At 37.8% G+C, this 13,048-nt stretch carries 14 protein-coding genes; all 14 read left to right on the top strand.

The features are described 5' to 3' along the window. The first annotated feature begins 6 nt into the window (after positions 1-6). Complete coding sequence (locus N7603_RS05120) at positions 7-2,565, top strand: bacterial Ig-like domain-containing protein (RefSeq protein ID WP_262096291.1); 2,559 nt, start codon at positions 7-9, stop codon at positions 2,563-2,565. A gap of 76 nt (positions 2,566-2,641) precedes the next feature. Next, entirely contained in the window at positions 2,642-3,211 is a 570-nt protein-coding gene (locus N7603_RS05115; RefSeq protein WP_262096290.1) for a hypothetical protein, read from the top strand. Next, entirely contained in the window at positions 3,198-3,638 is a 441-nt protein-coding gene (locus tag N7603_RS05110) for a hypothetical protein (protein ID WP_262096289.1), read from the top strand. Before N7603_RS05115 ends, N7603_RS05110 begins: the two co-directional genes overlap by 14 nt. 1 nt (position 3,639) lies before the next feature. Beyond that, positions 3,640-4,743 carry an ABC transporter ATP-binding protein gene (locus N7603_RS05105; RefSeq protein ID WP_262096288.1) on the top strand — a complete coding sequence of 368 codons (1,104 nt, stop codon included), beginning with the start codon at positions 3,640-3,642 and terminating at the stop codon, positions 4,741-4,743. Further along, on the top strand, positions 4,736-5,236 hold the full coding sequence (locus tag N7603_RS05100; RefSeq protein WP_262096287.1) for a hypothetical protein: 501 nt from the start codon (positions 4,736-4,738) through the stop codon (positions 5,234-5,236). Before N7603_RS05105 ends, N7603_RS05100 begins: the two co-directional genes overlap by 8 nt. Further along, positions 5,217-5,750, top strand: a complete 534-nt coding sequence (locus N7603_RS05095; protein ID WP_262096286.1) for a hypothetical protein — start codon at positions 5,217-5,219, stop codon at positions 5,748-5,750. Before N7603_RS05100 ends, N7603_RS05095 begins: the two co-directional genes overlap by 20 nt. 2 nt (positions 5,751-5,752) lie before the next feature. Further along, positions 5,753-7,303 (top strand): glycoside hydrolase family 28 protein, encoded by a 1,551-nt coding sequence (locus N7603_RS05090; protein ID WP_262096285.1) that lies wholly within the window; start codon positions 5,753-5,755, stop codon positions 7,301-7,303. Between the two features lie 58 nt (positions 7,304-7,361). After that, positions 7,362-8,009, top strand: coding sequence for a bifunctional 2-keto-4-hydroxyglutarate aldolase/2-keto-3-deoxy-6-phosphogluconate aldolase (locus N7603_RS05085; RefSeq protein WP_373425370.1), 648 nt, complete (start codon positions 7,362-7,364; stop codon positions 8,007-8,009). Positions 8,010-8,012: 3 nt separating this feature from the next. Then, positions 8,013-8,471, top strand: a complete 459-nt coding sequence (locus N7603_RS05080) for a NanQ anomerase/TabA/YiaL family protein (protein WP_262096283.1) — start codon at positions 8,013-8,015, stop codon at positions 8,469-8,471. Between the two features lie 10 nt (positions 8,472-8,481). Beyond that, positions 8,482-9,498 (top strand): sugar kinase, encoded by a 1,017-nt coding sequence (locus N7603_RS05075; protein WP_262096282.1) that lies wholly within the window; start codon positions 8,482-8,484, stop codon positions 9,496-9,498. Positions 9,499-9,522: 24 nt separating this feature from the next. Then, positions 9,523-11,073 carry a TIM barrel protein gene (locus tag N7603_RS05070; RefSeq protein ID WP_262096281.1) on the top strand — a complete coding sequence of 517 codons (1,551 nt, stop codon included), beginning with the start codon at positions 9,523-9,525 and terminating at the stop codon, positions 11,071-11,073. Further along, positions 11,063-11,899, top strand: coding sequence for a 5-dehydro-4-deoxy-D-glucuronate isomerase (gene kduI / locus N7603_RS05065; RefSeq protein ID WP_262096280.1), 837 nt, complete (start codon positions 11,063-11,065; stop codon positions 11,897-11,899). Before N7603_RS05070 ends, kduI begins: the two co-directional genes overlap by 11 nt. Positions 11,900-11,912: 13 nt before the next feature. After that, positions 11,913-12,683, top strand: a complete 771-nt coding sequence (gene kduD, locus N7603_RS05060; protein ID WP_262096279.1) for a 2-dehydro-3-deoxy-D-gluconate 5-dehydrogenase KduD — start codon at positions 11,913-11,915, stop codon at positions 12,681-12,683. A gap of 234 nt (positions 12,684-12,917) precedes the next feature. Next, the coding region (locus N7603_RS09075; RefSeq protein ID WP_373425374.1) for a helix-turn-helix domain-containing protein at positions 12,918-13,048 on the top strand (131 nt) is incomplete at its 3' end.

The raw sequence follows: 13,048 nt of genomic DNA, 5'->3' as shown, positions 1-13,048 counted from the left end.
AAAAGTATGAAAAAAATGTTTGGGATAATCCTAACGGTATTATCACTATTCGTTTTAGCAGGCTGTATCGGTGGCGGCAATGAGCCTGAACCCGAAAAAGTATTGGAATCTATCCAAGTTAAAGTAACGCCTACTAAAACTGATTACGAAGTCGGTGACACAGTACTCGACTTAGCAGGTTTGCAAGTTGAAGGTTCATTTAGTGATGGTTCAAGCCTTATCTTGACTCAAGGTACGGGTGCGAACCAATTCCAAGTATCTGGATTCTCGACTACGACTCCAGGATTGAAGACCATTACAGTAACTGTAGGAAAATTTACAGATGTATTTCAAGTCGTTGTTAAAGACGTCGATGCGCCAGTAACTTTATGGGCAATTCAAGTTAAGAATTTACCTTCGAAGACAACGTATGGTCTAAATGGTGTTTTAAACATTAACGGTTTAATTGTCGAAGCGCTTTATTCGGATGGCTCTAAAGAAGCGGTTCCACACACAGAACTTACTTTCGCTGGTTTTGATTCAGTATCAGCAGGTCTTAAAGTGATCACTGTAACGTATCAAACCTTAACTACACAATTCCAAGTGAATGTCAGTGCTAACCTTGTTGAAGACGACCCTTCAAAAGCAATTACGTTAAAAGTTGCAATCAACTACGAAGGTAGAGGTATTTCTTACCAAGAAACCAATCCATACGTTTCGTTAAATGGTAAAACTTATACTTCAGGTATGTTAATGCCTGTTTGGGAAGCTCTAGGACAAAAATTAAACATCACATTCCAAGATGCTAAAGTAAACAGCAATACTACAAACCAATTCAACGAATTACTCACCAATAGTTTCTCAACTGTTGATGTGATTAATGCAACTGGTGCACTACTGACACAATATGGTGTACAAGGTAATAACTTCGTTGACTTATCTAAGTATTTAAACTCAATGCCTAATTTGAACCAATTCCTAACCGAAAACCCTTCTGTTAGAGCATCCATGACAGCTTCTAATGGCGGTATTTACTATACACCATACTTTGATGGATTTGGTGAAATCGAACAAATGTTCTTAGTTCGTATTGACTGGGTTGAAGATATTCTAGACGTTGTGTCTCCTACATTTGACTCTACACCTTATACAGGTAGTTTCACTGTTGCGAATACAACACCTGAAAATCTAAACGTTGTTGTTAAAGTTGCGAATCCAAACGGAACTACTCGTAATGTCACTAAGGCACACACTGCAAATATTTTAACTACACTTAAGAACTTACCTGATAAGACTGGTGCATCGATGGCAAACGCATTCAGATCTTATATGCAAGCAACTTATGGGGCACAAGGTTATGCTAAACTTTCTGACGTATTTGTTGGAACAGACGCTGCGTACGATGTCGATGAATTAGTTGCATTGATGTATGTAGTTAAAGCAAACCCACAATACTTAACTAGAGAATTAACTGCACCTAAGACATCCGTAGAAGTTATGTTCCCAAGAACATCACAAGCTTCTCGTATCCGTAACTTATTCCGCGGACTTGAAATGTTTGGTCTACGTGGTATGTTCTCAAGATACGACTGGACATACTTTGATCAACAAGGTAAGATCGTAGATGCAAGAGCAGAACAAGCTACCATTGACGGTGTTACTCAATTATCGAAGTTATTCGATGACCAACTCATCATTCAAACATTTGACTCTGGTTCAAACACAGACCACAGAGCACAATTGTTACAAGGTTCATATGGTTTCATCACATATGACTATAATGCATCCTCAACCCCACAAGGGTACATCACTGCAGCTAAAGCACTTGACCCTACATTCCGCTTTGAAGCAATCTTACCTCCAGTAAATAACTGGTTAGGTGATGGTCAATATTTCCATTTCTCTGAAGGCGTTAGATCCCTTAAGAATGAAGCATGGGGTATTCCAGCACACGTTGAACAAGACACTGCGAAATTAGCGAGAATCTTAACTTTAGTTGATGGTTTATATGATTATTCTGCTAACGATTCAATCGGTAATATTCATTTATACGGGCCTCAAGGCTTCATCGATGGACAAATCGAATATAACGGTGAAATGATTCCAGCAATTTCCGCTGCAGCCTTAGCAGAAATGCAAACCCTTGCATCTGGTAACATGATTAACTACCTAAGACGTTATGTTGGTGCAACCATGCCAATTGGTCACATTCGTGGTCTAGGTCTTGAATACCAAACATTATCTGATCAAGGTGTCGCAGGTATTGAAAGAATCAACGTAGCGGTTCAAGCGAATACATTCAGACTTGCTGGTGTATATCAATCTGAAAATCCGTTCTATCGTTTATCTCCATCACTATTCGCACTCTCTGCCGATGAATTAGCAGATATGCAAACCTTAACTTATGATGACATTTGGGCAGATGCTCAACTTGCTAAATTGGTCCGTGATGGATTCACAGGTTTAGGTGGCACAGTGACTCCAGAAGTTTACTTCAGCACTTATGTGACTAAAGATGGTATCAATACATATCAAGTGATTTACAAAGCTGCTCTCGAAGCTGCTTACGCAAGAGTTAATAAATAACCACAATTTGGGACTAGAAGGGCGTTTTGCCCTTCTAGAATCCCATCAAAATTTACATGAAAGTGGAAGTGATTTTATGGAAAATACGCTTAAAACAATCTCAAAATATATTCAACCTACCGTATATATACTGCTTCTAATCGCAGCAGCTGGATTTTACATTTATACATTAGGTTACAGCACCAATTGGGCATATATTGTCTCAGAGACCCGTGCTGCTCGATTCTATTTGGCTTCACAAACGGCCAATCGTACCTTATCACAAGTCGGATTCGCCGGTGTGATCCTTTTATTACTGCTCATATTCTCCGGTTCATTTAACCGCAAGACGTTTTTCTTCAGTAATATTGTTTTAAGTATACTTTCTTCGATAATTCTCATGGTTTCTGCAATTATGACACTTTATTACAATAGTGTTTTAGAACCCATGTATCGTGCGATTACAGAGTTAGAAGTTCCACCACACTTGTACCAGGTTAGAAACACCACGAAGAGTTATCTCGTATTCGAATTTGGCAATATGTTTTCCATCTTCATGATCATTGTATCTATCCTATTAATGGTATTCATAGTATATAAAATACGTGTCCAAAAAGACCGTGCACAACTGATTCAAAAGGTGGTGAAGTCCTATGAACAAAACTAATCGTATCGATAAAATGCGCTATCAATTGAATAAGTCAGCTTATTGGCTTGTTCTATTGTCTATGGTATTTCAAACCATATCCTTGTTCATGACCATTACCCCTCGTTCAGTTATACCAACGATGTCTACAGCCGTTGAGATTTTGATCAACATCCTATTGTTATTAGTCACTTTTCTCGCTGCTGAAAAGGTCAAGGCATACAGCAATCGCTATGTTTACGGTTTATTTGGAATTTCTGCTGTCCATTTATTTAGAGTTTTTAATGAACCGCTAAAACTACTTAAATTAAAACAAATAAGTAGCGTTCAATATACTCAAATCACGATTTTAATTGGTCTAACCATTCTCTTTATGGTTTATGCAGCCCTCATTACTTTACGTAAGTATCACGAATTAAAAACACATTTAAAGGAAATTGGTGAATAATATGTCCACAATGTCATTACAAAATGTGAATAAAGTCTATTTAAATGGTGTTCAAGCCGTTTTTGATTTCAATATCGACATCAAAGATGGTGAATTCATCGTTTTAGTAGGCCCATCTGGTTGTGGGAAATCAACCACACTCCGTATGATTGCAGGGTTAGAAGATATCACATCAGGGAACCTCACCATTGACGATGTCGTTGTCAATACAATGGCTCCAAAAGACCGTGATATCGCGATGGTGTTTCAAAACTACGCACTTTATGCACACATGACGGTTTACCATAATATGGCGTTTTCGTTAACACTTCGTAAACAAAGTTCTGATTATATCCATGAACGAGTGATGTGGGCAGCGAATATTTTAGGCTTAAAACCCTATTTAAACCGTAAACCAAAGGAACTTTCTGGTGGCCAACGCCAAAGGGTCGCCTTAGGTAGAGCCATCGTTCGCGACCCGAAAGTATTCTTACTCGATGAACCATTATCCAACTTGGATGCGAAATTACGCGGTGTTATGCGTAAGGAATTAAAAGAACTACACCACCGTTTAGGTTCGACTATGATTTATGTTACACATGACCAAATTGAAGCTTTAACATTAGCTGACCGTATGGTTGTAATGAAAGATGGGTATGTTCAACAGATTGGAACCCCAGTTGAGGTGTATCAAAGACCGAGTAACCTATTTGTAGCTAACTTTATTGGTACACCCCCTATGAATATTTTTAGAGGGGATATCGATTCAGATGGTTTACTCGAAATTGACGCGGTTAAAATGCACATTGATGAATCCAAAATTCATCCAATTTTGAAGCAAAAAGGATACTTTGGTAAAGAAATCATCATTGGCGTTAGACCTGAGAATTTTAGGATTAATCGTAAATGTGTCAATAGTAAAGTAGAAGGGTTTGAAACCACAGTTCAACTCTATGAACTCTTAGGTGCAGAAGCACTGGTTCATGTCCGTTTTGGTGGTAAAAATGTCATCTTGAAAATCAACTCAAGAGAAGTCTATCAAGTTGGAGAAGAGGTTGTGGTCTCGTTTGACCCATCACACATCTATTTCTTCGATAAAGAAACGGAGAAGACGATTTATGAATAATGTTAAGACTAAAGAAACGTTTGGTGTATTCATCAATCGGTGGTATTCGTATAACAAATACAAAATCCCAGTGATTCTTACAATAATTGGCTCATTATTTTTCACTCTATTCTTAGATTTTAGAACATCAGGCTTCGTTTTCAGATCGCATATCTCCGCGATTTCAGAACTCACTTCAAAAATTATCGGGTTCTATCTATTCGCGATGTACATCATCTCGATGGTTCAAATCTTTAATTCGATTTCATTTTCTCGCAAACGTTCACCACTGTCATTAGTTCTATTTACGGTATTGAACGCTATACAAGGTTTACTGGTATTCTTGTATTCAAATGAATTTCTTGTTGAAGCAGCGACAAGAACAGATTACACATTAAAAAATTACAGTTTAATGTCCATGGGAATTTTCGCAATTGGGTTTGTATTCTATGTAATCGCCACGATATTTGCATGGGTGTATGTAGATTGGAAGTATGTCAAAATTGAAGAATAATAATAACCATGACGGATTCAACCCTTATGGTATCGATAAATTAGCGAATATCAAACCAGATATTAAAATTGGTTTCATGAAGTTTTGGTTTTCAGGGGCTGCATTCTTTGTCACATTTACAGCTTTGGCTGTAGACACATACGACATTTTAGATCGCTTTGTATTACTTGTATTAATCCTCACTTTGGCAGTTGAGTTTATATCGAACAAAGTGATTGTTTGGATGAATAATGACAAGCAACCGACCCTTCATTATTTACCATTTCAGATTAAGAGAAACTCCATTCTCAGTTTATTAGCATCCTTCCTATATGTCATTATTATGGTATTAGCCATTTATTACACTGTAGAACTTTTGATGATGGTTGGTATCCCATCGATTGGGATGTTGATGTTTGGATTTGATAACCAAGGTATTGACCCGATTACATTTGGTTTACTCTATTTCTCGATTGACTGGTTATGGATTAAAGCAAAAGCATGGATTTCAAAAAAATATACTAAGTCGAGGTAGTTATGTTCAAATTGATCTTTAAGTCTTCAAGGAGCTTCACATTTGAATTAGAAAATAACGATATTTATTACAGCAAAGCCCCTTTTGATGTAAACGTGAATGGCACATTGGTTTTAAATAATGTTAAAACCAACGTGTTTTCAGTTTACGGACTTGAACCTGATACAAAGTACACAATTCAAGTTGGTCAAGCTCAATCGATTTATCAAACCGATTCGGAATCGATTTCGATGGATGTTATCGAATTTGGTGCGAAAGGTGACGGAATTACCTTCGATACCATGGCTATCCAAACCGCGATAAATTCAGCACCTAAACAGGCCAGGATTTATATCCCTAAAGGTACATACTTGGTGGGGCCTATTTTCTTGAAAAGCGATATCACAATTGAATTGGATAAAGAAGCGACCCTAATTTATCTAACCGATCGAAACCAATACCCAATTCTACCTGCACGATTTCAAAAGCGTGATGGTACTTACCATGAAATGGCTTCTTGGGAAGGTGTACCTGCACCTCAATTCGCTTCGATGATTACTGGTCTACATGTTGAAAATGTGAAGATCATTGGTCAAGGTGTATTTGATGGTAATGCCCAAAATGGGGATTGGTGGATTAAACATAAGATTATGCGCGGGGCTTGGCGTCCAAATGGATTATTTTTAGTCCATTCTAAGAACGTTGCACTCCAAGGGGTCACGGTAAAAAATACCCCATCTTGGAACCTGCATCCGTATTTTTCAGAGTTTATAGATTTTATTGATTTAAAAATAGAGTCTCCAAAAGATTCTCCAAATACCGATGGTTGTGACCCGGAATCGTGCAAAGATGTACGCATTATAGGTGTTGAATTTTCTGTTGGTGACGACTGTATCGCGTTAAAATCTGGCAAAATTGAGCTTGGAAGAACCTATAAACAGCCTTGTGAAAGAGTCATCATTAGAAACTGTATGATGAAATATGGTCATGGTGCTGTGGTATTGGGTTCTGAAATGTCTGGTGGTATGAAAGATATTCAAGTGTCACAATGTTATTTCTTAGATACTGATCGAGGGCTTCGTATCAAAACCCGCCGAGGACGCGGTAAAGACGCGGTAATCGATGGTATTACATTTACAGATATTTATATGAAAGGTGTTTTAACACCCTTAGTTATGAATATGTATTATTTTTGTGATGATGATGGAAAAACAGAGTATGTTTGGAGTAAAGAAGCGCTACCTCTAGACGATCGTACCCCATTTTTAGGCGAATTCAAGTTTAAAAATATGGTTTGTGACGATGTCCATGTGGCAGCAGGATTCTTTTATGGATTGCCTGAACAACCAATTCGAAAAATCGAACTGGATAATATTACATTCAATTATGCTGAAAACCCAGAATCTGGTATCCCAGCAATGATGAGTTTTGAAGAACCACGCACCAAACAAGGGCTATACTTTAACTATGTCAATGAAGTGAAATTGACTGGTGTAAAGATTGGCCATACAAACGGTGAAAAAGTTGAATTTTTTCATGTTAAAAATAAAGAAATTAAGGATTCTACCTTGTAAAAACTAGGTGGATACACTACAATATGAGTAGATGTCTATCATATTGTACGGAGGACAGATGATGGAAAATAAAATTATTAAACTAATCAAAGATTCTGGTGTGGTTGCTGTAGTTCGTGCCGCTAACAAAGAAGAAGCTACACAAATCGCACTTGCTTGTATTGAAGGGGGTTTAAAAGCTATTGAACTCACTTTTACAGTACCAAATGCAGATCAAGTCATAAGACATTTGAAACTGCATATCCCTGAAGAAAAACTCATTTTAGGTGCTGGAACAGTTTTAGATGTGCAAACTGCCAAACTAGCGATTGAAGCTGGAGCGAAATACATTGTAAGTCCAGGATTCGATTTAGAAACTGCACAATACTGCAAATCTATCGATGTTCCATACATGCCTGGATGCATGACCATTACAGAGATGTTAACCGCGCTTAAAGCTGGGGTTGAAGTGATTAAACTCTTCCCAGGTTCTGTGTTTGGACCATCATTTGTAAAAGCTGTGAAAGGACCACTACCGAATATTCAAATTATGCCGACTGGTGGTGTCTCATTAGATAACATCCATGAATGGTTTAAAAATGGCGTCGTAGCTGTTGGTGTTGGTGGTGAACTTACTGCACCAGCCAAAACGGGTAATTTCGAAGGTGTTAAGGCAAATGCAAAAGCGTTTGTAGAGGCTGTTAACAAGGCCAAAAAAGGAGTTTAATCCATGATTGTTGACCATATCTCGAATCTCAAAAAGTACATTTCGTTGAATCCCAACATTCAAACAGTGATCGATTACATTGCACAAAATGACCTTTCAAAGATTGAAGCAGGTACTCATGTTGTCAACGATAAAGTAAGATTAATTCGCGAAGATTATGTACCAAAACCTTTGATGCAATGCTATTTTGAATCCCATCAACAGTATGGTGATATTCAATTGGTGTTAGAGGGGACTGAAATATTCGGTTATTTAGAAGCAAACGATTTAAAGTTTCAAATCAGCCATCCATACAACGTGGAAAAGGATGTCCTAAAAGGACAATCTTTAGGTTATTTCTCTACAGTCTTATTGACCAAAGGAATGTTCGCAATGGTGTTTAAAGATGAACTCCATATGCCTAAACTATCGAATGGTACGAATGATTTAGTGAAAAAAGCCGTATTTAAAGTAAAACTATAAGGAGAAACCAATGAAAATTGTAACATTAGGGGAAATCATGTTACGTTTATCACCAGTTGATAAACAACGATTTGTTCAAGCTGACGGATTTGATGTGGTTTATGGTGGTGGTGAAGCCAATGTAGCAGTATCACTAGCCAATTACGGACACGATGCATATTTTGTTTCCAAATTACCAAAACATGAAATTGGCCAAGCAGCTATAAACTCACTTAGAAAATTAGGCGTTCATACCGAATACATTGTAAGAGGTGGAGAACGTATTGGCATATATTACCTTGAACATGGGGCATCGATGCGTCCAAGTAAAGTCATTTATGACCGTACTGATAGCGCAATTGCACTATCAAAACCGGAAGAGTATGATTGGGATGCCATTTTCAAAGATGCAAAATGGTTCCACTTTTCGGGGATTACCCCAGCGATTTCAGCGCAAGGTGCAAAAATCACTAAAGCAGCTTGCATAGCAGCAAAAAAACACGGCGTGACCGTTTCTGTCGATTTAAACTATCGTAAGAAATTATGGACACCAGAACAAGCTCAAAAAGTCATGCGTGACCTCATGCAATATGTTGATGTATGTATTGGTAATGAAGAAGATGCTGAACTAACACTAGGATTCAAACCTGGCGGCGATGTCACAAAGGGTGTTTTGGATCATAAAGGTTACGAACGTATTTTTAAAGAAATGCAACAAACATTTGGATTTAAATATGTGGCCACCACACTTCGTGAATCACACTCAGCATCCGATAATGGTTGGAGTGCATTGATTTATGATGGTAAATCATTTTACTATTCAAAATCGTATGATATTCGAATTGTAGACCGTGTCGGTGGAGGAGATGCCTTTTCTGGTGGACTCATCCATGGGTTATTAACGAAGGCTAATCCAGGCGAAGCACTTGAGTTTGCAGTGGCAGCTAGTGCCCTCAAACACACCATATTTGGTGATTATAACCTAGTCGATGAAAAAGAAGTCGATACGTTGGCTAAAGGTGATGCCTCGGGCCGTGTTCAAAGATAATTATTAACGAAAGAAGGGATTCACATGAAAGATAACCGTTCGGTTAATCGTATTTTGGCCATACTCGAATTAATTTCTAAACATCCAGATGGTCTCACATTAGGCGAAATCTATCGCGAATTAGATATGCCTAAAGCGACCGCTTATGATTTTTTACAGACGCTATATAAAGCAGATGCGATTTATTACAAAGACCCATTTAGAAAAACCTATGTTATAGGGTCAAAAATGTATGCAATTGGGTCGGTATATACTAAAAATTCTAATTTTATTACGACCTCAGCTCCATTGCTCAAGCAATTTTCAGATGAGTATGGTTGCAATGCATTTGCTACAAAACGCATTAATGGCGATAAAATCGTATTTGTTCATGCGTATCAAGCACCTCAAAGCCAAATCGTATCGCATGTCGAAGTAGGCCAGATTTATACTAGTTTTTCCGATAACTACATTGGTGAATGCTACGCAGCATTTGACAAGAAAATTGAAGGTATCGTGAAAATCGATGAAGCTCGCAAAAAGACGATTATTACTAAAGGGTATACGTGTGAACTCGGTGGTGATCTAAACCACGTCATGAATATTGCGATTCCGATTTATAACTTTGAAAATCGCGTATGTGGTGTTGTGGCTGTTTCTAGACTCCATACGTCTATTGAAGATACACAAAATATCGCTAAGCAATTCATTGAAGTTGGTAAGCAAATTTCACGTCGTCTCGGCTTTTTAGGGGGACATTTTATAATGAAACTGGGTATTCGCGCACACGACATGGGTAAAATGGAAGCGAAAGCACTGTTTGAGTGTGCGAAGTCATATGGTTTTGATGGGATTCAATTGGTCGTAAATAAAGCCTTAAATGTTGAACCTAAACTGACTGAAGAGGATTTTAAATCCATCTCACTGGTACAAAATGGCGTTTCCGTGCTATTGTTGGGCAGTTATTTCAATCCCGTTCATAGCGATCAAAAAAAACGCGATAACGGAATTGAGCGTTTTAAACTTCAGCTTGCTTTAGCAGATTGTGTTAATACTGAGTATGTCGCATCTGAAACTGGGTCTTATTACGATGATCAATGGATTTATCACGAACAAAACCATACCAAACATGCTTATCAAGAAGTCTTGTCCGTGTTTAAGGATTTGGAGAAAGTAGCCAGGAGATATCAAAAAACAGTATTGGTTGAAGCAGCCTATGCACATGTTATTTTTTCACCACATACATTAAAACGTTTTGTTACGGATTTAAATAGCAAAAATGTAAAAGTTATCATCGATTTGTATAATTTACTCAATTTGAGAAACCATCGACAACACGAAGCCATTTTAGCCGAAGCCTTACATCTTCTAAAAGATGATATCGCGGTATTTCACCTCAAAAACTACATCTTAAAAGAGGGGAAACTCGTTCAAGTGGGGTTAAATAAAGGGTTATTCGATTATCGTAAATTGTTACCGATGATGCTTAAAAATAATCCAGAAGCCTATTATATTTTTGAAGGTATCACAGGTGAGGATATCCAAGAAAGTATGTCTTATATAAAATCAATTTTGGAGGAACAACATGAAATTTAATGTCCGTTATGCAACAAGTCCGGAAGACTCAAAAAGTTACGACACTCAAAAACTTCGCGAAACTTATTTAATTGAAGATGTTTTTATTAAAAATGATATTGCTTTAACCTATTCACACTTTGATCGCATCATCGCCGGTGGTGTTTATCCTGTAGACAAAAATCTTACATTAGACGCACCAAAAGAAGTTGCGAGCGAGTATTTTTTACAAAGACGTGAATTAGGTGTCATTAATATTGGTGGTCCAGGTTACATCATTTACGATGGTATTCAACAACCCATGGCACATAAAGATGGTCTGTACTTAGGACGTGGTGTTAAACATATAGAATTTGGGTCGTTGGATTCGAATCATCCAGCTAAATTCTATGTTAACTCAAGCCCGGCACACAAAGCGTATCCAAATAAACACATTCCATTTAGTATCACAAACCCTAGACCAGTGGGTGAAGAATTGACTATGAATAAACGGGTCATCTATCAATACCTGCACCCAGCCATTCTCGAAACCTGCCAGCTTCAAATGGGACTAACAGAATTGGCACCTGGGTCTTCATGGAATACCATGCCTTGTCATACACATGAACGCCGCATGGAGGTTTATTTTTACTTTAATTTGCCAGAACAACACCGTGTTTTCCACTTAATGGGAAAACCTGATGAAACGAGACACATCGTGATGGCAAACGAACAAGCGGTGATTTCACCGAGTTGGAGCATTCACGCAGGGGTTGCAACACACAATTATACCTTCATATGGGGAATGTGTGGGGAAAATCAAGCGTACGACGATATGGATTTCATCCAAACTAAAGACTTAAAATAAAGGAGCTACGAACATGGGAATATTAGATCAATTTAGTTTAGCAGGTAAGGTTGCAATAGTTACTGGTGCCTCAACCGGTTTAGGTCAAGGTATGTGCTTAGGTTTAGCAGATGCTGGGGCAAATGTAGTTGGTGTCGATTACGTCGATATGCCCGAAACTAAGGCTCAAGTGGAAGCACTTGGGAGAAAGTTTTTAGGTATTAAAAAAGATTTAATTCATGCTTCTCAAGCGGATTTAGTCGCATTAGTGAATGAAGCGGTTGCCTATATGGGAAAAGTTGATATTCTTGTTAATAATGCTGGAATCATTAAGCGACAAGATGCTTTAGAATTCTCTGAACAAAACTGGGACGATGTTATGAACATTAACTCACGCACAGTATTTTTCTTATCACAAGCCTGTGCAAATCAATTTATCAAACAACAATCAGGTGGCAAAATCGTTTCGGTTGCTTCCATGTTAGCTTACCAAGGTGGCATTCGTGTTCCTTCATATACAGCATCAAAATCAGCAGTAAAAGGCATCACTATGGCGATGGCTAATGAGTGGGCTAAATATAATATCAATGTCAATGCGATCGCGCCAGGGTACATGGCAACCAATAATACCAAACAACTTCGTGATGACGAAACCAGAGCGGGTCAAATCCTAGAAAGAATTCCTGCCGGACGTTGGGGATTACCCTCAGATATGATGGGCGCAATCGTCTTCCTAGCGAGTGACGCTTCTAGTTATGTCAATGGCTTTACACTTGCTGTCGATGGCGGTTGGTTAGCACGTTAATTAGATCACAAACACCTTTTGAGACAATTCAAAGGTGTTTTTTATCTATTAGGAAAGTTCGTCATTTATTGTTCACTTATCGAATATAGACTCTATAAGTTTTATAAAATTCATGCTAATTGGTTCTATAAACCACCTTGTTTCTAATAATTATATATAATTAAATATTTACATAAAATATATATTTTATGTGTCATTTATGGTATAATTTAAGTAGAAAGGAGGAAACGATTTATGCCTTATAAAGCCCTAAAAACTAGACTCTATTTGAATCCTAATCAACATCATTTTCTCTTATCCTTAATGCGTGCTTCTAGAAGTTTATACAATCAAGCACTTTATAATGTTAGACAACATTTCATCCA

Origin of the sequence: Paracholeplasma vituli (assembly GCF_025446935.1) — a bacterium.
Classification (GTDB): Bacteria; Bacillota_I; Bacilli_A; order Acholeplasmatales; family UBA5453; genus Paracholeplasma; species Paracholeplasma vituli.
The sequence above is the reverse complement of the archived record's forward strand: the minus strand, read 5'-3'. Positions and strand labels throughout refer to the sequence as shown.